Raw genomic sequence first — 26676 nt, 5'->3', positions numbered from 1 at the left:
TTGTAAAAAAAACGTTCCGGCAGTACCGGAACGTTTCATTTTTATGTAAAGAAGTTATTGATTATTATTTTCTGGTGTATTCTCAGGTGTAGTATTATTTTCAGGTGTCTCGTTTGGTAAGTTTGTTGGAGCAATTACATTTTGTTTTTTTGAAACATAATCTTCACGAAGTACACGGAATTCGGTACGACGATTTGCCTGGTGACAAACTTCCTGTTCCTCAACCGTAGAAAGTTTTTTAATGAATGGCTCAGTTAGAATATCATCGGCTTTTAGAAAACCGGAATAACGTTCAGCTAATTTTTTGTCAACCTTTTTAGGAGTTGTTTCACCATATCCTTTTGCTACTAGTCTGTCAGATTCAATACCTTTTTCAATTAGATAATTAACAACAGATTGAGCGCGTTTTTGTGATAAGTCAAGATTGTATTTATCATCAGATCTAAAGTCGGTATGAGAACCTAACTCTATAACAATATTTGCATTATTGTTTAATGTTTTTACTAATTCATCAAGAGAAACCATCGACTCTGGTCTTAAATCCCATTTTCCTAAATCGTACTCAATATTTTGAAGAACAATAGGTTCTCTGATTGCATCCATACAGATATCAAGTTTGAAATCTTTATTTTCTTCCAAACCTTTGGTTGATTCACCGCCATTACCACTAAGAAATTTTTCTTTAGATGTGAAAATTTGATAATCGGTATTGGGATTTAGTTTAAATTTATATGAGCCATCTGCTTCGCTAACCATTTCTACAGAAGTTCCATCACTACCTTTTAATAATACTTTTGCTCCAATTACTAATTCATCGGTTTTACAATCTTTTATTAAACCTGAAATATTAAATTGAAGTGGAGGAAGATAAAATTGGTAAATATCGTTACCACCTTTTCCACCTTTACGGCTTGAACTAAAAAAACCTCTTTCTGTTTCACCTTCGTATATAATTCCAAAATCATCTGAATTTGAGTTAATGGGTGATTTTAGATTGGAAATTTTATATTTTGAAGTTTTAGCATCCGGATTTGCCTCAAAAATATCAAGTCCTCCCATTCCAATATGGTAATCGCTTGAGAAATACAGTTTTCCGTTATTTCTTATGTATGGAAAAACTTCATTCCCAGGAGTGTTTATTTCTGGTCCAGCATTAATAGCATCACCATTCCAAGGTCCGTTCTTTTTGTCGCGTTTAATCATCCAAATATCACGGGCACCGTATCCGCCAGGTAGATTTGCTGCAAAGTAAAGTGTCATTTCGTCATCAGAAATAGAAGGATGCCCAATAGAAGTACTGTCAACAGCACCATTAATTAAAATTTCAGTTGACTCACCCCATGCAGTTCCCTTACGTGCTGACTGATATAATTTACAACCCAGTATTAATTTTTTATCAACTCTACAACGTGTAAAGTATAATGTATTTCCTTTTAAATTAAGAGAAGAAGCGCCTTCGTCATCAGGAGTATTTATGGTTGTTCCTTCAGCAACTTTTGGCTCACTCCATTTTCCTTTGCGATCTAATGCAGTTTCCCATAAATCCATAAAACCAGCTCCAGTTACAGCATGAATTTGATCTCCGGCTGAACCTGAACGATTGGATGTAAAGTAAAGAATTTTATAGTCTTTTTTAGCATATACGGGACTGAAATCCTGGTCTTTAGAGTTGAAAAAAGCCATGTTTTCTACTGCATATCTGGTTGGTTTTTCAATCCATTTTGAAGCAAGTTCGCATGATTTCACCCCAATTTCTGCACGTTTATCACCTGGAACAAGTTTTCCGAAATTATTGTATTCTACAATTGCTTCTTCAAAAGCACCATTCATTTTTAGTGCATCTGCATAGTATAGTACTGCTAACGGATCTGGATATTTAACTTTAATAGCTTTTTTAAACCAAAGTTCAGCTTCTTTTGATTCGTAAAGTGAACGGTAGCTCAAAGCAATTTTAAAAATTAATTCGGCTTTTTTTACAGGATCAGTATATTTTGAATAAGCAACTTTAAAATGTTCTATTGCAGTCCAAAACTCCTGAAATTCGAAAGCTTCTTCGCCTTTCTGGTAATCTTTGCTTTGTCCAAAAGCAACAGAAACAGAAAAAAGCAAAAAAAGTAAAATCGCTGATCGTTTAAGATTCATAGCTTATAACCGGTTTTTATGTTGATGGCGGTAAAAATAAGTATTTTAGTCGAAATAAAAAAAAACAGACTTAAAAAAGAAGAAAACCAACGTAATTTATTTGTTTTTATAAATTGAAACATAAATATTTTTTTAAATGGTTTTTTTTAATTATTCGTTAAGTAGAATAAATACAGGTACATACAAAAATTTTACATTTTAATGCAATCATTTTAACTTATATTATAGTTTTCAAAAATTTTACCACGTTATTTAAACTTTTAAAAAAAACTTTTAAAAAAGGTTAATAATAGCATAAACATTTGATTACATAAACAAAGCTATATTCATGTGCTTGTGTTTCAATTATTTTTTTTAATATTAGTTTATTATATTAATTTGCAAATAAAAAATATTTCCATATTTTTGCAAATATTAACTTAAAACCTATTTAATATGAAAAAAGTATTTTTATTAGTTGCAGTTGTGGCTGCTTTTTCTTTTGTTTCTTGTAAAAAAGATCGTACATGTACATGTACAAGAACTGTTGCTACCTCTGCTGGTTCAACATCTTCAACTTCAATTATTACTTATAACAAAACTTTGAAAAAAGATGCTAGATTATTCTGTTTAAGTACTACAGAAACTGACAATGGAGTTACAACTACAGAAGATTGCGAATTAAAATAATTAATTTTTAAATTATTTAAGCGTTTCTCATTTGAGGAACGCTTTTTTTTTACCTAAATTTTATGATTAAAAAGGTATTTCTAATTGTTTTATGTTCTGTATTAGGAGTAATATTTGTGTTTTCCGGAATAAGTAAATTATATCCGATAGAACCTTTTGAATATACTTTTGTAGATATAGGGTTATTTAACTGGCAGATAGCACCTTTTATTGCTCGTATATTTATTGGTTTTGAGTTATTTGTTGGCATATTGTTATTTATTAACTTCAAAAAATTTTCATTTAAGTTAGGTGTTTTGACTTTGCTGTTTTTCTGTATTTATCTTGTTTTATTATTATTATTTAGTGGTAATAAAGGCAATTGTGGCTGTTTTGGTACCTACATTTACATGACACCGTTACAGGCATTAATTAAAAATGTAATTATGATTATTGCTTTTATTATTTTGATGAAATTTTATTCAGGATGGAGTTTAAGCAAGAAAGTAAACATTATTATAACATTAGTTATTGCATCATCATTTATAATGCCCTTTATATTAAATCCAGTAGAGCTTAATTATTCTGAAGCATATCTTAACAAAAAAGAAAATAATTTTAAATTAGAGTTAGATTCTTTATATAAGTATGCAACATTAAGCAAACCACCACAAACTCTTTCACAGGATAAACACATAATAATTTTTTTAAGTTTACGGTGTAAATATTGTAAAATTGCAGCAAATAAAATTAGAATTATTCATGAGAGGAATCCCAAAATTCCATTTTATTTTGTGCTAAATGGAGATATTGAAGATCTTGAACCTTTTTTCGAAAAAACCAGCTCTCAGAATATTCCACATTGTTTACTGTTAGGAAAAAGTTTTGTATATCTTGCAGGAACAAATATGCCTGTTATATATTTGGTAAATAATAGTATAGTAGAGAATGAGGTAAATTATATCGATTTGGATCAAGGCGAAATAGAAAAATGGTTAACTCAATAAAATTTGTTATTGGCTGAATAGCATAAACATAACATAGTTTTCTGTTCTTATTTTTTTTTATATCGTTTCAAACTATTAATCTCAATCTTAAATAACTAAGTTAATAACTATCTTTGCAAAAATTTTCTTAAATGCATAAAGCAGGTTTTGTAAATATTATTGGTAAACCCAATGCAGGTAAATCAACTTTAATGAATGCATTGGTTGGCGAGAAACTTAGTATTGTTACTCCAAAAGCACAAACTACCAGACATAGAATCATCTCTATTTTAAACGGTGAAGATTATCAAATTGTATTTTCAGATACGCCTGGTATTATTGATCCGGGATATAAAATGCAGGAATGCATGATGACCTTTGTTGAAGAAGCTTTTAAAGATGCCGATGTTTTAATTTATTTGGTTGATGCCTCAGAAAGACCGGAGAAAGAGCATTTGCCGGTAGATTTATTCACTACTAAAATTCCAATAATACTTGTTATAAATAAAATTGATCAAAGCACACAAGAAAAGATAGAAGAGAATCTGATAAAATGGAAAGCAATATTACCTAATGCAGATCAGCTTGTAATTAGTGCATTAAGAGGGTTTAACATAGAATCTCTAAAAACTTTAATTGTAAATTTATTGCCCGAAAGTCCTCCATATTACGATAAAGATACTTTGACAGATAGAAGTCAGAGGTTTTTTGTAAGTGAGATTATAAGAGAAAAAGCACTTTTAATTTACCATAAAGAAATTCCTTATTGTATAGAGATAGATATTGATGAATTTAAAGAAGAAGAAAATATTTTTAGAATTTCTGCATTAATATATGTTGTTAGAGATTCGCAAAAAGTAATAGTAATTGGTGAGGGTGGAAAAGCAATAAAAAGACTTGGCACTGATGCAAGAAAAGACATTGAGGAATTTTTGGGTAAAAAAGTTTTTTTACAGTTATTTGTTAAAGTTCAGAAGAATTGGAGAGATAATGTTCTTCTCCTCAAAAAATTTGGTTATATAAATTAATTATGTCGGGAATAGTTGCAATAGTAGGGCGTCCAAATGTTGGCAAGTCAACTTTTTTTAATAGATTAGTTGGATACAGACAGGCAATAGTAGATGAAACAAGCGGTGTTACTCGCGATCGTCATTATGGAAAAAGCGAATGGTGTGGAAAACAATTCTCAGTAATTGATACCGGTGGTTATGTAATAAATTCCGACGATGTGTTTGAAGCTGAAATAAGAAAGCAGGTGTTACTTGCAATGAATGAGGCTGATGTAATTCTTTTTTTAGTTGATGTATATGGCGATATTACAGATTTAGATATTGCTGTAACTGATATCTTAAGAAGAAATAAAAAGAGAGTAATGTTAGTTGCCAATAAGGTAGATAATATTGAAAGGATTGCTGATGCTCAGGTTTTTTATAAATTAGGACTAGGAGAAGTTTTTTGTATTTCGGCAATATCCGGAAGTGGAACTGGTGAGTTGTTAGATGAAGTAGTAAAGTATTTACCTGCTAATGAAATTGAACAGGAAGATGTTGAATTACCAAAAATTGCAATTGTTGGTAGACCAAATGCAGGAAAATCATCGTTACTAAACTCGTTAATTGGAGAAGATAGGCACATTGTTACACCAATTGCAGGAACAACCAGAGATTCAATCTACACACGATACAATAAGTTTGGAATGGACTTTCTACTTATTGATACAGCAGGATTAAGAAAAAAAGGTAAGGTATCTGAAGATTTAGAGTTTTATTCGGTAATGAGAGCTGTTAAAACTATTGAGAGTTCAGATATTTGTTTAATAATGATTGATGCAACAAGAGGGATTGAAGCGCAAGATCTTAATATTTTAAGATTAGCTGAAACTAATAATAAAGGAATAGTAATTTTAGTAAATAAGTGGGATTTAGTTGAAAAGGACAATAAAACTACAGATGAATTTACAAAAATTATTAAAGACCGAATTGCTCCTTTTGTTGATATACCAATTATTTTTATTTCTGCAATTACAAAGCAAAGAATTCATAAAGTATTAGAAACAGCAATTGAAGTTTATAATAATAGAAAACTACGAATTACTACACATAAATTAAATGAGATAATGTTAGAAATAATTGCTGCTTATCCTCCTCCAGCAGTTAAAGGTAAATTCGTTAAAATAAAATATGTAACTCAACTCCCAACACCTTTCCCTTGTTTTGCCTTTTATTGTAATTTACCCCAATATGTTAAGGATTCATATAAAAGATATTTAGAAAATAAAATCAGGTCGCTTTATAATTTTTCGGGTGTACCTGTTACCATTTATTTTAGGAAGAAGTAATTGTAAAATTTATTTTTTATTTAATTTTGATGTAGATTTAAATCTGAATGAAAATATTTCTTTACATAATAATAGTATCTTCAGTTGTTTGGGTTTCTTGTAGAAAACCAACTAAATATTCAGAAATCCCTGAAATTAATTTTGTAGGTATTCCGGTTATTGTAACACATGATACACTTAATAATCCTATAAAAAGAGCAGAATTAGCCTTTTATTTGGTTGATGGTGATGGAGATATTGGGTTAAATGAAGGCGACACTTTTCCACCATACGAAATAACCGGGAATTATTATAATAATTTGTTTATTGAAATGTATGAGTTAAAAAACGGGCAATATTCTTTAGTTGATTTAGCTTCCCCTTTTAATTTCAGAACAAAATATTTAGAACCAATAGGAAAAAATAAAACTTTAAAATGTACTATATATGTAGATTTAGATTTTAATATCCCAGTTACCTGGGATTCTGTAAAATTTGACTTTCACATATATGATAGAGCATTACATAAAAGTAATATTTCTTCTACCGGTTTGGTAATTTTGAATTAAAAAATATTTAGTTCAAATGTGGCTTTTTCTTTTCCTTTAACATTTTAGGAATTCTGCCAGTTCTGATACATTCTGAGCGAAGTTTTCTTCCAACAATTCTTTCAACCAATTTGCCTGTTTCAATAATTTTATCAATATCAAGATTGGTTTCAATTCCCATTTCGTCGCACATAACAACTAAATCTTCAGTTGGAACAAGTCCTGTTAACGAAGGATCGGCATAATAATATGCACCGGTACCTGCAACTGGAACTCCATCAACAAAGTTTGCTGGTTGACCGCCAATACCACCCATTGAGCTTTCGTAGTTTGTCATTCCAGCTTGTAGGGCTGCAAGTATATTTGCCAATCCCCATCCACGTGTTGTGTGAAAATGAACAATGTGTTTATCAGGTTTCTGAAATTTATCAAGCAACATCGAGAAATATTTGTAAATTCTATCGGGAGAAGCGCTTCCATCGTGATCTGCATGTTCAACATCGCTTGCTCCAATATCTAACCATCTTTTAGTAAAATCAATTGCTTTTGACATTTCGGTTGGTCCTTCAATAGGGCAACCCCATATAGTACTAACTGTTCCATTTACTTTAATTCCAGCGTCTCTTGCCATTGGAATATATTTCTCGGCCATTTTCCAATAATCTGTAAGTGGCAATCCACTGTTTTTATAATGATGAGATTCACTTGTAGAAACCATTAATAAAATTCTGTCTGGCCCGAAACCATCTTTTTTAGCCTGTATAGCACGCTCTATAGCTTTTTCTCTTATTGTAACACAAGTTAAAGAAACGTCATTTATAAGATGAGATATTTTTTTGCTGGACCTTATTCCTTTCATAAGTTCGTCAGCATCTTTAAATTGCGGCATTCCTGATGGGTTGCCGAAATTTGTAACTTCAATGTGTTTAAACCCAGAAATAATAAGTTGTTCAGCAAGCCATAATTTAGCTTCTGTAGGTATAAATTTTTCTTCGTGTTGAAATCCATCTCTTACAGTTATATCTCCTATTGTAACTTTCTTTGGGTAATTCATAATTTTATTTTTTTTATTTTGGGAGCTAATATACAAAAAAAACGAAAAAAATTAAATCCAAAAATCATTGATTTTGATATTATTCTCTTTCTGGTTCTTTAATCTCCATTTTTTTATCATAAAAAACTTCTCCGTCAACAATCATTTTTATCGAATATTTACCATACTCGAAAGCAGATCCGTCAAACTCGAATTTTATTTTATGAAAACCCGGTGTTACATTTATTTGATTATATAATTCTCTTACAACAATACCTCTGTCATTAAACATTGCTACTTTTACATTTGATTTTTTACTAAATTCAAATTCAAAATATCCACCGATTGTTCTTTTAAATTTTGTGTAATTATAGTTATGTAAATAATCATCGGGAGCAGGAGGGGGTGGCATTTTTTGCCCGGTAACAGAACAAACATATTTTTGCAGTTCAAGAACTTCCTCGTTGTTAAATCCAGCAATATTTTCTACAGGCTTATTATTTGCAATACACCAAACCGCCTCTTGTCCGGTTTGATCGTGATATCCTTTTTTTTCAATGATCATTGTTAAACCTTTTAATGAGGGTCCTGCCATTTTTCCTTCTTTATATATAACATTATTCACTGGTGCGTTGTCACTATGCTCTATACACATTGCAAAAAGTTCAATAGTTTTATCACCTTTTGCTGGAATGGTAACTATCATTTCTTTTGTAACAACTAGATTCTGGTATGAAGAGTCATCTGCAATAAATGTTTGACCATTTTCAATTTTTATTGTTTTTGAAATATTTAAAAGGTTTTTGATTTTTAAAACTAAAGGTTTAAGATAGTGTGTGCTTGAAGAGTTACCGTTTCCAATATATGAAATCATTTTTTGTTTTACTGCATTGTCAAATGGTTCGTTTTGTGCAGTTGCAACATTATATGCCAATACAATAGCTGCAATTAATAAAATAATTTTCATAAGATTGGGATTTGAATAAAATAACGACTAATAAATTGAGAAATTGTACAAAAAATATATAATGAGTTAAAATGGAGTAAATAAATGTGTTCAGTTGACAGAAATAAATCCGTTAAGAAAAATATTCTTTATATTAATATTTGGGTATTCTTCTTTACCTTTTAAATACAGAAACCCAATAAAATTATTGTCAATCCAACCTTTTACACTAATTGTACTTTTTGCATTATCTTCCCATGTGTCAATAATTCCTGTAGAATTAGGATTAAAGTTACTAGTGTGACCTTTTCCATATCCTAATGAGTTTGTAACATTAAACACTGTTTTTAAATAATCCATGTGAGAAATTAAAAGATCTTCGTGTTCAGAAAGTGAACCATCAAAAGTGTTTTTAAATTTTACCGCAATAATACCATATGTAAAATTATCAAATTCTACTGATGCTGTATAAACTAATGAGGAATCATCGGATATGTTTAATTCAAAATTAGCAGGAGTTTCAGGAAAATATGCAAAACAGCCGCTATTCATTATTTCGGTCTTTTTAAAACGGGGTACTACAGTCTGACTATATGATGAAAATGAAAGAAAAAACAATAAAAGAATTCCCAAAATCGAAATAATTATTTTCATGACTTTATCTTGTTAAATTTCCTTCTCAGGCTGCTAAACAGATAAAAAACAAATAACAAGATTGTTAAAATAGCGGCAATACGTCCAATAAAGTCGCCCATTTTCACATAAAAAGTAATAGTATTGTTTTTATATAAAGTATCTTTTATTGCCGCAGGTTCCCACCAGTTTGTTTCCTGTCTTATCTCGCCAAGCTGATTTATAAAACAAGAAATACCAGTGTTTGCAGAACGTGCTATATCTCTACGAGTCTCAATTGCTCTTACACTGCTATATGTTAAATGTTGGCGGTACCCTGGCGAATCACCCCACCATCCGTCATTTGTTATTACAAAAATAAGGTCGGCACCTTTTTTAATGTATTCTGTTACATATTTGCCATAAATGGATTCATAACAAATTATAGGAGCAATTATTGCAATGTTATTATTAGAGTTAAATACGCTTGGTTCTTCCTGTGAGCCAAGTCCACCAGCGGTTCCGCCTAGCTTTATTGATAAATCTTTAATAAAACTAAAAGTACCTGCAAAAGGCATTTTTTCAACACCTAAAACTAATTTAGATTTATGATAAATCTGCATGTTGTTAGTGGTATCGAATTGAAGAGCTGAATTATAAGAATCGTAATACTCGTTTGAGTCTGAAAATTTCCGGGCAGAAACTGAAAGCTTCTCATCGGGTTTAAACATTCTGAATGTTGATGCACCAATTATTATTTTAGAATTTTTGAATTTGTAATTTAGTTTCTTTAATAGTAAAATGTCAGGGTGACTATTTAAATCTTCTTCCCATATTCCTTCGGGAATAGCTGTTTCTGGACCAACTATATAGTCAGTTTTCTCATCTGCAACAGATTCTGCAAGCGAAACAATTTTATCTAGTTGTTGTTTTACAGGCATTCCTCCAAATTTGTCGTTATAAGGATCTATGTTTGGTTGAACAACAACAACATTAACAGGCGTGCCTTTTTCTTTATAATTATTAAATATAACTAAGGAAGCAATTATCGGTAAAATAATAATAGAGGACAACCATATTAGATATTTTATATTCAATTTATTTTTTGGATTTGCCATATATTGAATAATAATTTCGGCAAATAAAACATTAATTAACAATATCCACAACGAACCTCCAAGTGTACCAGTGTATTCATACCACTGTATTATTGAAATGTTTTCAGAAAGACCATTGCCTAATGTTAGCCAGCTCCATGATAATTCCCAGTTAATGTGAAGATATTCAAAACCAATCCAGTAAACAATAAATGCAATATTCCCTAATTTGCGACCTAAAACTCGTTTTGTTGCGTGAAAAACCCAAAAAACTGTAGCCATGAACAATGAATTAAAAATTATTGCCATTAAGACTCCTTCAGGTGAAGCATTCCAAATCCACCATGTAGAAAGGGTATTCCAAATTAAAAAAGTGAGTAATGCTTTTGGGAAAATTCTAAAACTTCTGTATCTTTTAGTTTGTTGAAAGTAATTATCTTCAACAATTAGCAAAGGAATAAAGCCTATAAAAAGTAATAATTGAAATGCTCCCTGCATCCAGCCTGTACTTAATAATAAGCTGCTTAATATTGATAATATCCAGAGCTGGTAATTTTTAAGTTTCATATTGTTTTATTGTTGAAGTTTTATTTACAAGATAAATTCCTGTAAAAATTAGTACTATTGATAACCCTTGGTGCCATGAAAAAGATTCGCCATCAAAAATGCCCCAGCCAATTGCAAAAACAGGAATTATATACGTAACAGATGAAGACAGAATAACTGTGAGCCTTTTTATTAAGGAGTTCATTATTATAAGTGCAAATGCTGTCCCTATTATGCCGAGAATTGCAATATAACCAAATGCAGCCCATGCGCCAGGTTTTGCAAATGCTGATGGTAGATCACAAAATAAGAGATAAACTCCGGTAAATGGACCTACTGTAAAAAAAGATAGTGCTGTAATGCTGATTCCATCAAGGTCTTTCAAATTGTTTTTTATGTGATTGGTGTTAAATCCATAAAAAAGTGTTGCAATAACAATTAGCAGACCATATATATTTTCTCCGTCAATAATGCCTGAAAAGTCTTTTATTACTAATGCTGCTGCTCCAATAAATCCAAGCAATATTCCAATTACATTATACCAAAATACTTTTGTTTTGAAAAATAATACAGCAATTAATAATGCAAAAAGTGGAGTTAATGAATTAAGTATTCCTGCCATTGTGCTGTTAATGTGCATTTGAGCATATGTAAACAGGAATGCAGGAATAGTACTTCCTAATAAACCTGTTATTGTAACAAATAACAAAGTGCGTGGAGTCAATTTATGTAATCTGGTAATTGCAAATGGTAATAAAACTAAAAAAGACAAGAAAATTCTAATTGCGGCAACCTGATTAGCGTTAAATACTTCAAGTCCTCGCTTCATTAAAATAAATGACGATCCCCAGATAAATGCAAGAAATATAAGAGTAAGAATTGAGCTATTATTTTGCCGATCTTTCATATAAGAAATTTAACAAAGATATATAACTCAATTGAAAATTGACAATTGAAATTTGATGAAGCAAAAATAATGAAGTGTACTAAAAGCTACAAAATACAATTATTTCCAATGCAGGTATTTTTCTACAAGTTTTCCAATTTCTTCATTTTTGCCATAAAGCTTTTCGCTTAAACCTAAGTCATTAAATGACTTTAAAGATTTAATTATGCTGTCAATAGTTCCCGAAGGGAATACCCCGAATTTTTCGAAAAATTCTCTTTTCTCATTAAGTTTGTCAGCTGATTGCCAGCAAGAAGCAGGAAGGTTTTTTAAACATTTTGCACGTTCTTTAGCTTCTTCTTTAAAAATATTTACATCTACATAAAGATTTTTTGCAAGGTCTAATGCATTTGGCATTTCAAAACCGTGTCGTGCAGCTGTAACAATACCAGCCAATAAAAGATAAATATCTGCAGATCCGTCAGGTGAACGTAATTCAACAGTTTGTTTTGATGTGAAATTTTTTGTAGTTTTTTCTTCCATTGGATTAGAGTCGGCAACCATATTTGATGCACCTATCCAGCCAAGCGGAACACGAACTAAAACAGATCGGTTTCTGTCGCCCCAGCAAATACATGTAGGAGCTTCCTGATGAGGAACAAGTCTTAAATAAGATGTTGGAACAGAATTTCCGAAAGCAGTTAATGCTTCGGCTAAATCAAGAATACCGGCAATAATTTTATGTGCAGATTCGCTAAGTTTATCGTTTTCAATTAAAACATTTTTTCCTTCTTTTTCTGCAAGCATATGTACGTGCATTCCGCTTCCTGCCTTACCTACAGTAATTTTAGGAGAAAAACTGATTTGTACACCATATTCAAATGCAAGCATTCTTATTATCCATTTTGCAATAATAAGTTGCTCGGCAGTTTCCTCAATATCTACCGGAAGAAACTCAATTTCATGCTGTTCATATGTTAATGTATCAGAAGAAAAATTACCTACTTCTGAATGACCATATTTAATTTTACCACCTGTTTCGGCAATTAATTTCATTGCATGATTGCGGAAATCGTTCCATTTAATAAATGGAGCCGAAGAATGATAACCCTTTTGATCATCAACAGGAAATTCGCTGTTTTTTTCACTTATAATATAAAACTCAAGCTCTCCAAGTGCTTTAAAGTTTAAGCCGGTTTCATTTTTAAAGGTATCGTGTGCTTTTTTCAGAATATATTCTGGTGCACTTTCTAGTGGCTGACCTTGAGCATTATAAAAAGAGCAAAGAATATCAATTGCAGGTATTTCTGAAAAGGGATTTACAAAAGCTGTTCTAAAACGTGGAATAGCATATAAATCACTAGAACCAGCTTCAATAAACGAAAATAAACTCGAACCATCTACTCTTTCACCTGAAGAGAAAATAGTTTCGAGATGTTCATGACTATTAATAATGAAATTAAGTGTTTTTAGTTTACCATCCTCAGATACATATCTGAAATTCACCATTTCAACTTCATTTTCTTCGATATACTTAATAATGTCATTGCGGGTAAATTCGCATTTAGGTTTTTTTAAGTATTTCTCAATTAAGTGTGAATGTAACTCGTATGCTGCCATAACCCAAATATTTTTAAATAGTTACTTAAAAGCTCATTTTTGTTCAATTCTTCGTAAATGTAACCGAAATTATCTTTTTTACAAATGACATTAATTTCTACTTCTTATTATTCTATTTTTGTGTTGAATATTTTAAAAGATTTATGTTTTTTATTTTATCAAAAGTTTTACTTTTTTTGTTTTCACCTGTAGTGTGGGTGCTGATTCTTTTAATATGGGCATTGCTTACCAAAAGGCCTAAGCGACGCAGAAACCTTATTTTAACTTCTTTTTTTGCATTATTTATTTTTTCAAATTCATTTGTTTTGGATGAAGTAATGCGAGTCTGGGAAATGCCACCTTCCAAAATTGAAAAATCCGGAAAAGTTTACGACTATGCAGTTGTTTTGGGTGGAATAATGTCTTATTATGATGTCAAGAATGAGCAGATTGGTTTTAACAGAAGTGTTGACAGACTTATGCAAGCTGTTAAATTATATAGAAAAGGGATAGTAAAAAAGATAGTTTTTACAGGAGGTGATGCCAGTGTATTAAAGGATGGTGGTAATGAGGGAGATATTATTCTTAAATTTATTAAGGAAACTAATATTGTTTCTGAATATGATTTTATTGTTGAAAATGCTTCAAGAAATACACATGAGAATGCAGAATCTATTTCAAAGCTTTTTAAAAATGATAGTTTAAAAGGAAATGTTGTTATTATTACGTCTGCTTTTCATATGAAAAGATCATTAGGCTGTTTTAAAAAAGCAGGAATGAATCCTGATTATTATTTAGCTGATCGGTTTTCTGGTAAAAGAAAATATACATTAGATCATTTAATTGTACCTCATACACAATCATTAGACAGATGGGGAATGATTTTACATGAGATTTGGGGTTATTATATTTATAAAATTATGGGTTATCTTTAAAGAATTAAAATGAAACAATTTTTTAAAAATAATGCGGATAATATTATTCTTGGATTTATTCTTGTAATAGCTTTATTTCTAAGAACATTTAAGCTTACCGAAATCCCATTTATGCACGATGAATTTAGTGCATTGTTTCGCACCCAATTTAATAGCTTTAGCGAACTTATTGAGAAAGGTGTTTTAATTGATACACATCCTCCGTTAATACAGATTGTGCTTTTTTATTTTGTTAAGATTTTTGGTTTTTCTGAAGCATGGCTAAAATTACCATTTATTATTGCAGGAGTTTTTTCGGTATTTCTTGCTTATAAAATTGCAGAAGATTGGTTTGGTAAAACTTCAGCAGTAGCAATAGCTTCATTAATTGCATACTTACAGTATCCTATTTTTTACAGTCAGATTATTCGTCCATATTCAAGTGGTTTGTTTTTTATATTGTTATTTGTTTATTTCTGGAATAAAATAATCTTTTATTCTGATAAAAAAAGATATCCGAATCTGATTGGTTTTGTTGTTGCCGGAGCATTATGTGCATATAATCATCATTTTACTTTTTTGCAGGCAGCAATAATCGGAATTACCGGTATATTCTTTTTAAATCGAAAGAATATTATTTATTATTTTGCAGCTGGTCTTGCTATTGCATTATTGTATATACCGAATATTGGTATATTTAAAGCACAGTTGGAAATGGGTGGGATTGAAGATTGGCTTGCAAAACCTGGATATGATTTTTTAATAAACTATTTCAGTTATATTGTCCATTATTCGTGGATTACAGCTTTAATTATTATTGCAGTTTTTATTTCAGGATTATTTGTTAAACCATTTTTAAATAATAAAAGAAAAAGCTTATTATTTATTTCACTTTTGTGGTTTATTATACCTTTTCTTATCGGCTTTATTTATTCGAGGTATGTAAATGCAGTATTACAGTATTCGGTACTTATTTTTGCTTTTCCTTTTATTTTATTTGGAATTTTTGGCTGGATGAAATCAAATAGCATCAAGCTCAGAGCAATTATTGCTTTTGTTTTGGCAATAGGTTGTATCTCATCACTTGTACATAAACGTAAACATTTTCAAATTTTTTATAATTCACCTTATGAGCAAATTGTTAAACAGGCAAAAATCGAAAGTGATAGCATAGGGCTTAAAAACTGTTTAATAGTGTTTAGTATGACAGCAAAAGACTCTACCCGAACTCCATCAAAAATATTAAAACATTATTCAGAGAAATATATTGATCAGGAAAAAATAAATTATTTAAAAGTTGAAGATGCCGGTGATTATAAAATGTTAGTGCATCAATTAGAAAGCTTTAAAGGTGATTATATTTACTATGGTTATCTTGCCGGAGCTCCTGTTGAAGCATATCCTTTAATTAAGCAATTTTTCCCTTATGTTTATAAAACTTCAAATTTTTATGGCGGAAGCTATGTTATATTTTCTAAAAAGAGAACAAATGAATTAACAAATGATTTATATAAATCTGAAAACTCATTTGAAGGTGCAAATACAAATTGGGGTAATATTAATTCGGCATTATTAGATAGCGTTGCATTAAGTGGAAAGTTTTCTTATAGGTTTGATAGTATTTCAGAATGGGGACCTGGTTTTTCTGATACTTTATTTAAGATAGCAAATAAGCAAATGGATTATATAGATGTAAGTATAAATGTAATGCCATTAAATGATTTTTCAGATGCACAATTGGTGTCATCTATTCAGCAGGATACTATTATTGTAGATTGGCGTTCGTCACAGTTTAGCAATTTTGTTATGACTCCATTAAAGTGGAATACTGTTACACTTTCTATTAAGCTTCCTGATCTGGATTTCAAAAATACTAACCCAGTAATTAATATTTATGTGTGGAATAATAAAAAACAGAACTTTTTAATTGATGATTTTAAAATTAATGTTAGAAAAGGAAATCCGATTTTATATTGGATTGTAAGTGAAGAAGTAAAAACTAAGTAAATATAATTTAAAAACTTAGATTTATATTTTATCTATATTTGTTGCGAAATTTGTAATGAAAATATTTTATAGCATATTATTCTTTTTCTTAATCTGGGTAAACATAAAAGCCCAGAAAGTTGATAGTACATCAAATGTTATAAAAATGTGGTCTATCGAAAATTCATGGAAAGGAATAGAAAAAACTGATCTGGATACTTTTTCTACAAATTTTCAGAATTATTTACCATATCATTCAAATTTTGTTGGAATGCTTGGTAATAGCGGATCTGCTACTTTTCCATTAACATTTAATTTGCCAATAGAAGAAACACCTTTCTTTTATATCCCATATAAAATTTATTATAATTCAGACAGGAATATTTTTTATAACACAAGAAAGCCTTATACCAGAATTAATTTTGCCGCAGGAACTTCAAAAGAAAAAGGAGAACAATATATTACAGCATTTCATACTCAAAATGTTACTCCAAATTTAAATTTTAGCTTCAGGGCTAATGGACATAATTCTAAAGGGTATTATTTGCATCAGGAAAACCGGAACAATAGTTTCAGAATTTCAACAAACTATATTAAAAACAAATATAAACTGCATGCTTATTATAATTTTGAAAAATTTAAATTAACAGAAAATGGTGGAATTTTGCACGATGATTATATAATTGATTCAATATACAAACCAGAAAATTTAAATGTGAATCTGAATAATGCTAAAAATACTATTGCATTTCGTGAGGCATTTGTACATCAGGAAATCTCATTAATAGGTAAGACAGATTCTATTGACTCCGTAAATGTTAAGCATACCAGTTATCTGGAACTTCATCATACCGGACGCTATCAGTGGTTTAAAAAACATTATACAGATATTCCGGATTCAAGTTTCTATAACAATATTTATATAGATAGTACAGCAACAAATGATTCTTCTCAAACAGAAACTTTATACCAGAATTTATCATTGGTTATTACAGAAAACAACCCACTTAAAACAGCTTTTTTGCTTGGTGTTAATTATGATCAAAGAAGTTATTATTTTTATTATTCTGATACACTTTTAAACAGTTTTGGAATACAAGCAAGTGTATTTAAGCATAGTGATTCTTTGTTTTCAGGCTATTTTAATGTCGAACAGTGGTTGTCGGGATATTTAAAAGGTAATTCTAAATACGATGGCATATTATCTTACAAGTTGCGGAATTTAAGAGATGTAATAAAAATATCTTTAAGTGCTGAATATTGGACAAGACATCCCGATTATTATGAAAACAGATATTATTCGAATAATTATTCATGGAATAATAATTTTGCAAATTCTTATTATTCCCAATCAGCCTTAAAATTTGATGACAGTTTGTATAATACAGGTTTTTCTTTAAATTTTAACACTGTTAAAAATTATATTTATTTTGATAGTCTGGCTTTACCAAAGCAACAAAATCATACAATTAAAATAATGTCTGCCGATATCTATAAGAATTTTACAATTGGAAAGCATATTCATTTTAATAATCGTGCAGTTATTCAGCAATCTTCTAACGATAGTATTCTTAGGTTACCAATGTATGTAGGTGTACATTCATTGTTTTATGAATTTTTAATATTTAAAAAGGTATTAAAAGTTCAACTAGGTGCCGAGGTGTACTTTTTTACTAAATATTTTGCTCCAAAATATATTCCTGCTACAAGTCAGTTTGCTATTCAGAATGAAAGACAAACCGGTAATTACCCATTTGTTGATGCATTCGTAAATTTGAATTGGAAACGTGCCAGAATATTCGTAAAGCTTGAGCATGCAAATTATACTTTAGTTAGTTTAGATTATTTTATGACGCCTCATTATCCTGTGCCCGTGAGGAATTTAAAGTTTGGCATCTCTTGGAATTTTTATGACTAATGGTTAAATTTTTAATAATAAGGTTTAGTTCAATTGGGGATATTGTATTAACAACTCCTGTTGTTCGTTGTTTAAAAAAACAAGTTGCAGAATCTGAGATTCATTTCTTAACAAAATCTGCTTTTTCTGGTATCTTATTGTCGAACCCAAATGTTGATAAGGTCTTAACTCTTAAAGAGAAATTTTCTGATACAATTAACGAGATTAAAGAAGAACGTTACGATTATATAATTGATCTTCATAATAATATTCGTACAAAAAGAATTAAAAGTCAGATTGGTATTTTAAGCCTTACTTTTCCAAAATTAAATATAGAAAAATGGCTACTTGTAAATTTTAAAATTAACAAAATGCCTAATAAGCATATTGTTGATCGGTATTTTGAGCCGGTAAAGCTTTTTGAAGTTGAAAATGATGGAAATGGACTTGATTATTTTATCCCAAAACAGGATGAGGTAGAAATAAACATGTTACCGGATTTTGTTCAAAATGGTTATGTGGGATTTGTTATAGGCGCAAAACATTTTACCAAGAAAATGCCAGCAGAAAAAATTTCTGAAATAATTTCGAAACTAAATTACCCTATAGTTATTTTAGGTGGCAAAGAAGATAGTACTGATGCTGATAAAATAATGTCAATTTGCAAAAATAGAAAAGTTTATAATAGTTGCGGAAAATATAATTTAAATCAATCGGCATCTATTGTTAAGCAGGCAAGAGTTATTGTAAGTCATGATACTGGATTAATGCATATTGCTGCAGCATTTCAAAAACCAATTATCTCGATATGGGGAAATACAGTTCCTGAGTTTGGAATGTATCCTTATGTAAAAAAGGAGTTATCAGATATTGTTGAATTAAAAAACATAAAATGTCGTCCTTGTACAAAAATTGGTTTTAAACAATGTCCAAAGAAACATTTTCGCTGTATGAATGAAATTGACAATAATGAAATTGTGAGACTAGTAGAAAAACATTGGAATTCTTAAAATGAGAGAACATTCAAATATAGAGGTAATGTCGCCAGTCGGTTCATATGAAAACCTTATGGCTGCAATTCAGGGAGGAGCAAGTTCGGTATATTTTGGAGTAGGTAATTTGAATATGCGCTCAAAATCTACATTTAACTTTACTGTTGATGATTTGAATAAAATTGTTGCAATTTGTAACGAACATAATGTAAAAAGCTACTTAACAGTTAATACTGTTATTTATGATAACGAAATATCAGAAATGCAGATTTTAATTGATGCAGCAAAACATGCAGGAGTAACAGCCGTTATAGCAAGCGACATGGCTGCCTTAGAATGTGCTAAACAAGCAGGAATCGAAATTCATGCATCAACACAATTAAATATTTCAAATTATCAGGCAGTAAAGTTTTTTTCAAAATACTGCGATGTTATGGTGCTTGCAAGAGAGCTTACTGTTTTGCAAACTGCAGAAATATGTAAAAAAATAGATGAAGAAAATTTATTAGGTCCTTCAGGAAATAAAGTTAGAATTGAAATATTTGTACATGGTGCTTTATGCATGTCTGTTAGTGGTAAATGTTATATTAGCTTGCACGAAAATAATCATTCCGCAAATCGTGGAAGTTGTTTGCAAAATTGTCGGAGAGGATATACTGTTACAGAAAAGGGAAGTGACTATCAACTAGAAATTGATAATGAGTATATAATGTCACCAAAAGATTTGTGTACTATTCATATTCTGGATAAAATATTGGATGCAGGAGTTACGGTTCTTAAAATAGAAGGTCGTGCAAGAGCTCCCGAGTATGTAAAAGTTGTAACAGAATGTTATAACGAAGCAGTTTTATCATGGAAAAATAACGATTTCAATGAAGATAAAATTGAGATATGGACAACCAGGTTAAAATCCGTTTATAACAGAGGGTTTTGGGAAGGTTATTATTTAGGTGCTAAAATAGGAGAGTGGACAAGAAATTATGGATCATCAGCAACAAAGAGAAAAGTGTATATTGGAAAAGTTACAAATTACTTTAAAAATATTAACGTTGTTGAATTACTAATAGAAACAGGGGAAATTACTATTGGTGATAATATTTTGGTAATAGGCCCTTCGTCTGGTGTTGTTGAAATTAAGTTATCTGAAATAAGATTAGAAGATAAATCTTCTGGAACTGCTGCTAAGGGCTCGGTTTGCAGTATTCCTTCATCTGTTGTGTTAAGAAGAAATGATAAAGTCTATAAATGGATGGAAGAATAATATTCTAAAAAAAAGATTAAAAAAAACATCGTATCTAGTTTTATCAATATTAAATAATTTTCATGTAATTACTTGTTATTATTTTTTTTAGTCTTTATAATTGCCTTTATTATAACAATCTAAGTGTGTAATGATATTAACAGTTAAATGTTTATATTTTAGTTGAGAATATACATTACATTGAAATACGATACCCTATCTTCGCATTAACCAAAAATAAATTTTTTTGACTAAATGCCATATAGAAGATTACCAAATACCGATATTGCAAGATTAAAAGCTTTAAAAATGGCTTTAGCTGCAGGTGTTGAGATTCCTCCTTTTAAGCTAGCATTTTCACAGTCAACATTACAAAAGATGCGTAATTTTTACACTTCTTTTGAGCAAATGATGCAGCAACAAAAATCTTCATTTTCTTCACAATCTTCAAAAAGTAAAGAATTAGGTGTTATTACAAGAAAAGCAAAATTATATATTTCTCATTTTTATCAAGTGTTAAATTTTGCTATAATGAGAGGCGAAATAATGCCGGCAGCACGAAAATTTTATGGGTTAAGAGAAAACGATTCAAAATTACCTAATTTAAATAACGAAAAAGATATAGCTTTCTGGGGTGATAAACTAATAAAGGGCGAAGCAGAGCGTATTTCAAATGGAGGCAACCCTATAACAAATCCCACAGCTGCTGTTGTAAGAGTAAGATATGAGCATTTTCTTGAGGCAGTTCGTTATCAGAAAGTATTGCAAAAAACCACAGCATATGCTACTGATAAGATAGCATCAATGCGTTCAGAAGCAGATTTACTGATTTTAACTTGTTGGAATGAGGTTGAAGCAACTTTTGATCTTTTGCCAGAAGATGTACGACGTGATAAAGCTTCAAAATATGGTGTTGTATATGTTTACAGACCTTACGAAAGAGATGAAAAACAATCTGTAGAAGTTACAAATGAAATAGAAACTGATGAGTTTGTTAGCGAAGCTGAAATAATGGCCGAAACTACATTACAGCAGGAAAGAAGAGATTTGTTAGAAACTGATGTTATAGAAGAAGAAAATAAAGAACAGCTACAATACTCTATTTTCTTTACGAATAACTAGCCAAAGCATTAGGCATCCAAGTATTCCTCCTAAAATTCCGTATATCCATGTTCCCGATGTCATACCAAAATCATTAGATTTTTCAGGTATTGTATGATTTGCTATAAAATATGATAACAATACACCAGTAAAGTTATTAATAAAATGTGCTAAAATAGGAATCCATAGGCTGCCTGTTATTTCTAATAAATATCCGAAGAATACTCCAAGAAAAAATCTAGGTAAAAATCCGAAAAACTGTAAGTGTATTGCTGAAAAAATAAATGCAGAAATCCAGATTCCCCAATGCGAACTTTTTGACCACTGTGTGAAAATTCTTTGTAACAATCCTCTGAATAATAACTCTTCACCAATTGCAGGTAATACAGCAATTAAAACAATATTATATAATAGTCCGGTGGTGTCATTTACATTTAAAAAGGCCTCGGTTAGCTTTGCTGCAGATGCCTCAGAACTCCTCATCCATTGTTCTACCCAGCTCATAAATGCAGGTAATTCAAGATAAGAATTTATATAAGCAAGCCAGTTAGAAAATGGAAGAAAGAATATTCCTGCTAATAAAGTTAATGCAAATGTTATTAATGAAGGTTTGCGTTTTAAACGCAAAAATTCAGTTAATGATGGATAACAGAGATAACCTATAATTAATGGGGGGAGTAAAAATATTCCTATACTCTGAATTAGCTGCAAAAATTTTAGTACCTGAATAGTTTGAGGATTAGAAAAATCAGATAAAAGAGCAGGGTTTTGTAGTATATTCCATTTAAAAACAGTTATTGAAATTACTATTCCAATAAAATACAGTAAAAAGAAGCAGGTAACAATTATTAATAATGAAACTGCAAATTTTGCTCCCGGTGATAGACGATATAATATTCCTTTTATCATTTAAAAACTATTTAAAATCAAAGATAAATATTCTTTTTAGTCATTCCATTTAATTAAGTATTTTTACATAATATAATATATCAATTTTAAAAATAATAAAATTATGAATCAGGCCTTTAACCAATCGACTTACATTTTCAGAAAAAAAGTATTTAAACTTTTTGGTGGCTCATTTAAAGTTTTAGACAAAGAAATGAATTTGTTGTTGTATTCTGAACAAAAGGCATTTAAGTTAAAAGAGGATTTTAGAATATATTCCGATCAGACAAAATCAGAAGAGCTAATTAATATTAAAACGCCTAGATTTATTGATTTTTCTGCTACTTATAATGTAAACGATACAAAAACAGGAGAACATGTTGGTTCCTTAAAACGAAAAGGACTTAAGTCATTGCTAAGTGATGAGTGGCTTTATTTATCTCCTGAAGGAACTGAAATTGGAAAACTTAAAGAAACCAGTTTGGGAGGTGCTTTGCTAAGTAGGTTTATTAATTTGGTTCCTCAGAACTATATAATTACAGATATTACTGGTGTTGAGATTGCAAAAATTCAACAGCATTTTAATCCTTTTGTATTAAAATATACTTTGTCTATTACACATCCAAAACCTCCAATAGACAGAAGATTAATTCTTGCAGCAGGAATTATGCTTTGTAGTATTGAAGGAAGACAGCAGTAGAGATTTATAATTGATTTTTTTATTATAGTCTTTTTTCCATTAGCTTTTTCTAAATTTGCATATAATTTAAAACTGTATTTATGGCTTTACAATGTGGAATTATCGGAATAACTGGTTCTGGAAAAACAACTATTTTTAATTGTATCTCAAATAATAAAGCTTCAACTGAATCATTCTCAAATAAACCAAATGTTGGTGTTATTCAGGTTCCCGATAATAGATTGTATGAGTTAGATAAATTAGAACATTCAGAAAAGATTGTTCATGCAACAGTTGCTATTGTTGATATTCCCGGTTTAGTTAGAGGTGCGGGAAATAACGAAAGTTCAGGTAATAGGTTATTGACAGAAATAAGAAATACAGATGCGTTATTACACGTTGTTAGATGTTTTGACGATCCTACAATTCCGCATCCTGACATTACAGTAAATCCTATTAGAGATATAGAAAATATTGAGCTTGAACTTCAGGCTCGTGATTTGGAATCAGTAGAAAAAAAGATTTTACGACTTGAGAAAAATTTAAAAGCCGGGGATAAAGATGCAAAACGAGGAATTGAAATAATGCAGCTTTATAAAGAGCATCTGGAATCTTTTAAACCAGCACGAACAATAGATTTGCCAGAGCATGATAAACGACATGCTGATGATGTTTTTCTTTTATCGGCAAAGAAAGTTATTTATGTTGCTAATGTTGACTCTGCATCAGCTGTAAATGGTAATAGTTTTTCAAAAGCAATGGCTGAATATCTTTCAGAACAAAGTGCCGAAGTATTAATAATTGCAGGTAAGTTAGAATCTGAAATTGCTGAATTGGAAAGTGATGATGATCGTAAAATGTTTTTGGAAGATGCCGGATTATTAGAGCCCGGTGTTAACAAGCTGGTTCGTGCAGCTTACGAGTCATTAAATTTACTTACATTTTTTACAGTAGGAGTAAAAGAAATTCGTGCGTGGACTATTAAAAAGGGTATGACTGCACCAAATGCAGCAGGAGTAATTCATAGCGATTTAGAGCGTGGATTTATTCGTGCCGAGGTAATGAAATATATAGATTATACAACACTTAAAACCGAACAGGCTTGTAAAGAAAAAGGTAAATTATTTATAGAAGGCAAAAATTATATTGTTGAAGATGGTGATATTTTGAATATCAGATTTAACGTATAAATTGTTAAAATAATTTATCACACTGAGGTTCTCGAAGGGTGACGGTCAGTCTTCGAGAGCCTCAGACTGACAGCGTATATTAGCAGCATGAAGAACCTTCTCCGCAACTACAGTCAGGTTCGGTTCCTTTAATAAAACCAATTATAATGCCTGCGGCACATCCTACACCTGTTTGAACTTTAATGGCATTTTCTGGGCAATTTTTCTGACAAGCTCCACATTCCATACATAAATCTTTATCAAGAATTTTTGATTTTTTGTTCTTAATCTCAAAAACATTATGAGGGCAAACAATAGCACACATCGAGCAACCAGTGCATTTTTCCGCATCAAGCTCAAGTGTTGTGACGTTTTTTATATATGTTAGTCCTGTCATGCTATATAAATCTAAGAATTATCCATGTAATTAATCCTATAACAAATAACCCTATTTGTATTGGGATTGCAATTCTCATTTCCTTTTTAACTCCTGAAAGTGAGGTGAAGGTTGATGATCCGGTGAAGTTCATTGCTGTAAATGAAGAAATAGCCATATTCATAAATAGCCAGGAAACTATTTCAGGGATATTGTTACCATTAATTTTAAAAACTGAAATTATTGTAGTGAATATAAGACCTAATGTTAACCCTTTAAACGAGAAATTTCTAATAGGAATGTATGGCAAAAGTATTGGTGTAATTAATGTGCCAATTAAATATGCTCCTCCTAGATTTATTAAAATAATGTGAAGATAATTCCATCCATCATCAACAGAGAAGCCATTCTTGGTCAAACAACTTAAAATAAAAAGAGATGAGAAAAGTACAATCCAGTATTTAAGATGAGCAACTATTTCTACAGGAGTTAGGACTAATCTGTCTTTAAAATTAAAAAAGACAGTTCTCATTTTTATGTCTGCTTTATAATTATTGTTTACAAAAGTTTTAATATCTGAAGCTTTTACAGGTCCGTATTTTATGTTAAAACCTGTTTCTTTTTTTACTTCATGGGCAGAAACCCCAACAGCACCAAGTTGTGGAACAATAATTCTTTTATGTGAAACAATATTCACTAAATTAAATTCATTTATTTTTGAAACAAGTTCATTTGTTCCGAAAGTGCCTTTTCCTGCCGCACACCATACATTTATTCCGTTAGTGTTTAAAACAAGTATCCATGAGTTCAGACCGTCAAGATTTTTTCTTAAGTGGTCAAAGCTTAGTTTATAATTTGAGGTAACAAAAATTTCTGAGTTTTTATCAGGTTTTCCGACTGCATATAAACCTGGAACAATTTTAAAATTATGTCTGTTAAACGACCATCTGGCTTTTATTGCTCCAATATAATCTTTTATCTCAAGCTTTGTTGAAACAACCGGGATACTCTTTTCGAGTTCTATATGCGAAATAATAAAGTGCAAACTAGAAAGTATAAATCAAATAAAATCCAGATAAAATCATAATTACCCCAGCAATATATGTGATAATTTTACTGGCATTTTTCATTTTGTTTGAAATCTTGCCAAAACCCATTTGTATTCCTGCAATTGCAATTGTAAAAGGCAGGCTGTATCCAATCGCATAGGCAATTAAAATCAAAGTTCCCCATAATATGCTTGCTTTAACAAATGATGCTCCTAAAACAATCGGTAAAATAGGATTGCAACATACGTTGCATACTAAAGATAATCCACCTGTGAAAATTCCTAATACTAATCCTGGGAGAAATCCTTTTTTTGTGCTTTTAATATTGAGTTGAGGTATTTTTATCGGAACTAATCCTAAAGATAAAAGACCAAAAAGAATTAAAAGAATCGCAACAGCTATTTTCCAGAAAGCACCTACTGCTTCAACAACAGCAGAACCAATATAACCCATTATTGCGCCAATAATTGCAAGTGAAATTACACTTCCTAACAAAAAAGCAATGCTAAATAATATTTGACTTTTCTTGCTTGAGTTTATTGAATAACTTGCAGAATAGCCCGTAACTGAGCCAATTATTGCATAGTTGCAGCAAGAAGTAAAAGTGCTTATAATCCCCAATAAAAAAACTGCAAAAAGCATTGAGAAAGAACCAGCACCCGAATTGAGTGCTGTGTTAATCCACTCAGTCATTATTTATTTTTTTGCACAACATGGAGATACTGAAGTTGTATCTATTGTTGCTGTTTTACCTGCACAACATGCAGGAACTGATGATGTGTCCTGTACATTTTTACTTGGACAACATGAAGCAGTACTATCTTTTGAACAAGCAGCATCACTTTTGCATGCATGAGGACAGAACATTTTATAAGAAATTAGCAATCCTGCAGCAAGAATAACAACGATGAAAATAATAGTTGTCCACATGCGTTTTTTTGAACTTTTAGGTTGGCAACAATCGTTATTATTTCCTGTGCCACATCCACAATCTTTTTGATCTTTATTTTCTTCCATGATTATTT

At 30.6% G+C, this 26676-nt stretch carries 25 protein-coding genes; 13 read left to right on the top strand and 12 right to left on the bottom strand.

Translation table 11 applies throughout. From position 1 onward, the window contains the following. Positions 1 to 54 precede the first annotated feature (54 nt). The gene (locus HY951_03795; protein ID MBI5539155.1) at positions 55 to 2142 is read right to left on the bottom strand and encodes an OmpA family protein; all 2088 of its coding nucleotides are present in this window, start codon (positions 2140 to 2142) and stop codon (positions 55 to 57) included. Positions 2143 to 2577: 435 nt separating this feature from the next. On the opposite strand from HY951_03795, the gene HY951_03790 reads away from it, so the two are divergent. The 5 genes from HY951_03790 to HY951_03770 all read left to right on the top strand — a co-directional run bounded on the left by HY951_03790 (position 2578) and on the right by HY951_03770 (position 6662). Next, entirely contained in the window at positions 2578 to 2811 is a 234-nt protein-coding gene (locus tag HY951_03790; protein MBI5539154.1) for a hypothetical protein, read from the top strand. Positions 2812 to 2873: 62 nt separating this feature from the next. Further along, positions 2874 to 3797, top strand: coding sequence for a DoxX family protein (locus HY951_03785; GenBank protein MBI5539153.1), 924 nt, complete (start codon positions 2874 to 2876; stop codon positions 3795 to 3797). Positions 3798 to 3928: 131 nt separating this feature from the next. Beyond that, the gene (gene era, locus HY951_03780) at positions 3929 to 4804 is read left to right on the top strand and encodes a GTPase Era (GenBank protein ID MBI5539152.1); all 876 of its coding nucleotides are present in this window, start codon (positions 3929 to 3931) and stop codon (positions 4802 to 4804) included. Between the two features lie 2 nt (positions 4805 to 4806). After that, entirely contained in the window at positions 4807 to 6114 is a 1308-nt protein-coding gene (gene der / locus HY951_03775; protein ID MBI5539151.1) for a ribosome biogenesis GTPase Der, read from the top strand. Between the two features lie 47 nt (positions 6115 to 6161). Further along, positions 6162 to 6662: a hypothetical protein gene (locus tag HY951_03770; GenBank protein ID MBI5539150.1), complete on the top strand. Its 501-nt coding sequence runs from the start codon at positions 6162 to 6164 to the stop codon at positions 6660 to 6662. Between the two features lie 7 nt (positions 6663 to 6669). On the opposite strand, the gene HY951_03765 is transcribed toward HY951_03770, so the two are convergent. The 6 genes from HY951_03765 to HY951_03740 form a co-directional block, all read right to left on the bottom strand. After that, complete coding sequence (locus HY951_03765) at positions 6670 to 7695, bottom strand: pyruvate carboxyltransferase (GenBank protein ID MBI5539149.1); 1026 nt, start codon at positions 7693 to 7695, stop codon at positions 6670 to 6672. Positions 7696 to 7774: 79 nt separating this feature from the next. Then, complete coding sequence (locus HY951_03760; GenBank protein ID MBI5539148.1) at positions 7775 to 8641, bottom strand: hypothetical protein; 867 nt, start codon at positions 8639 to 8641, stop codon at positions 7775 to 7777. Positions 8642 to 8731: 90 nt separating this feature from the next. Continuing rightward, a complete protein-coding gene (locus tag HY951_03755; protein ID MBI5539147.1) occupies positions 8732 to 9274 on the bottom strand; it encodes a hypothetical protein in 543 nt (180 codons plus the stop codon). After that, positions 9271 to 10896: an apolipoprotein N-acyltransferase gene (gene lnt / locus HY951_03750; GenBank protein MBI5539146.1), complete on the bottom strand. Its 1626-nt coding sequence runs from the start codon at positions 10894 to 10896 to the stop codon at positions 9271 to 9273. Before lnt ends, HY951_03755 begins: the two co-directional genes overlap by 4 nt. Next, on the bottom strand, positions 10886 to 11782 hold the full coding sequence (locus HY951_03745) for a DMT family transporter (GenBank protein MBI5539145.1): 897 nt from the start codon (positions 11780 to 11782) through the stop codon (positions 10886 to 10888). Before HY951_03745 ends, lnt begins: the two co-directional genes overlap by 11 nt. A 99-nt stretch (positions 11783 to 11881) precedes the next feature. Continuing rightward, positions 11882 to 13381, bottom strand: coding sequence for a glutamine synthetase (locus HY951_03740; protein MBI5539144.1), 1500 nt, complete (start codon positions 13379 to 13381; stop codon positions 11882 to 11884). A gap of 143 nt (positions 13382 to 13524) precedes the next feature. Between HY951_03740 and HY951_03735 the strand changes: the two genes are divergently transcribed. The 6 genes from HY951_03735 to HY951_03710 all read left to right on the top strand — a co-directional run bounded on the left by HY951_03735 (position 13525) and on the right by HY951_03710 (position 21511). Further along, positions 13525 to 14295: a YdcF family protein gene (locus tag HY951_03735; protein ID MBI5539143.1), complete on the top strand. Its 771-nt coding sequence runs from the start codon at positions 13525 to 13527 to the stop codon at positions 14293 to 14295. 9 nt (positions 14296 to 14304) lie between these two features. Then, positions 14305 to 16281 (top strand): glycosyltransferase family 39 protein, encoded by a 1977-nt coding sequence (locus HY951_03730; GenBank protein MBI5539142.1) that lies wholly within the window; start codon positions 14305 to 14307, stop codon positions 16279 to 16281. Positions 16282 to 16336: 55 nt separating this feature from the next. Beyond that, positions 16337 to 18178, top strand: coding sequence for a hypothetical protein (locus HY951_03725; protein MBI5539141.1), 1842 nt, complete (start codon positions 16337 to 16339; stop codon positions 18176 to 18178). Next, a complete protein-coding gene (locus HY951_03720; GenBank protein ID MBI5539140.1) occupies positions 18178 to 19167 on the top strand; it encodes a glycosyltransferase family 9 protein in 990 nt (329 codons plus the stop codon). The genes HY951_03725 and HY951_03720 overlap by 1 nt, the downstream gene beginning before the upstream one ends. Position 19168: 1 nt before the next feature. Continuing rightward, positions 19169 to 20410 (top strand): U32 family peptidase, encoded by a 1242-nt coding sequence (locus HY951_03715; protein ID MBI5539139.1) that lies wholly within the window; start codon positions 19169 to 19171, stop codon positions 20408 to 20410. Between the two features lie 234 nt (positions 20411 to 20644). Continuing rightward, entirely contained in the window at positions 20645 to 21511 is an 867-nt protein-coding gene (locus tag HY951_03710) for a hypothetical protein (protein MBI5539138.1), read from the top strand. On the opposite strand, the gene HY951_03705 is transcribed toward HY951_03710, so the two are convergent. Then, on the bottom strand, positions 21479 to 22399 hold the full coding sequence (locus HY951_03705; GenBank protein ID MBI5539137.1) for a CPBP family intramembrane metalloprotease: 921 nt from the start codon (positions 22397 to 22399) through the stop codon (positions 21479 to 21481). The two genes, HY951_03710 and HY951_03705, sit on opposite strands and share 33 nt — an antisense overlap. A gap of 103 nt (positions 22400 to 22502) precedes the next feature. Between HY951_03705 and HY951_03700 the strand changes: the two genes are divergently transcribed. Then, the gene (locus HY951_03700; GenBank protein ID MBI5539136.1) at positions 22503 to 23078 is read left to right on the top strand and encodes a hypothetical protein; all 576 of its coding nucleotides are present in this window, start codon (positions 22503 to 22505) and stop codon (positions 23076 to 23078) included. Between the two features lie 80 nt (positions 23079 to 23158). Next, positions 23159 to 24247, top strand: a complete 1089-nt coding sequence (gene ychF / locus HY951_03695) for a redox-regulated ATPase YchF (GenBank protein MBI5539135.1) — start codon at positions 23159 to 23161, stop codon at positions 24245 to 24247. A 79-nt stretch (positions 24248 to 24326) separates the two neighbouring features. Here ychF and HY951_03690 read toward each other — a convergent pair whose 3' ends face one another. Genes HY951_03690 through HY951_03675 form a run of 4 tightly spaced genes read right to left on the bottom strand, consistent with a single transcriptional unit; the run spans position 24327 to position 26668 of the window. Then, the gene (locus HY951_03690; GenBank protein ID MBI5539134.1) at positions 24327 to 24623 is read right to left on the bottom strand and encodes a 4Fe-4S binding protein; all 297 of its coding nucleotides are present in this window, start codon (positions 24621 to 24623) and stop codon (positions 24327 to 24329) included. 1 nt (position 24624) lies between these two features. Continuing rightward, complete coding sequence (locus HY951_03685) at positions 24625 to 25635, bottom strand: acetyl-CoA synthase subunit gamma (GenBank protein MBI5539133.1); 1011 nt, start codon at positions 25633 to 25635, stop codon at positions 24625 to 24627. Positions 25636 to 25648: 13 nt separating this feature from the next. Then, entirely contained in the window at positions 25649 to 26344 is a 696-nt protein-coding gene (locus HY951_03680) for a sulfite exporter TauE/SafE family protein (protein MBI5539132.1), read from the bottom strand. A gap of 3 nt (positions 26345 to 26347) precedes the next feature. Further along, the gene (locus HY951_03675; protein MBI5539131.1) at positions 26348 to 26668 is read right to left on the bottom strand and encodes a hypothetical protein; all 321 of its coding nucleotides are present in this window, start codon (positions 26666 to 26668) and stop codon (positions 26348 to 26350) included. Between the last annotated feature and the right edge of the window lie 8 nt (positions 26669 to 26676).

The organism is Bacteroidia bacterium (genome assembly GCA_016218155.1).
Taxonomy (GTDB): domain Bacteria; phylum Bacteroidota; class Bacteroidia; order Bacteroidales; family GWA2-32-17; genus GWA2-32-17.
Note: the sequence above shows the minus strand (reverse complement) of the source record. Positions and strands in the feature narration are given on the sequence as shown.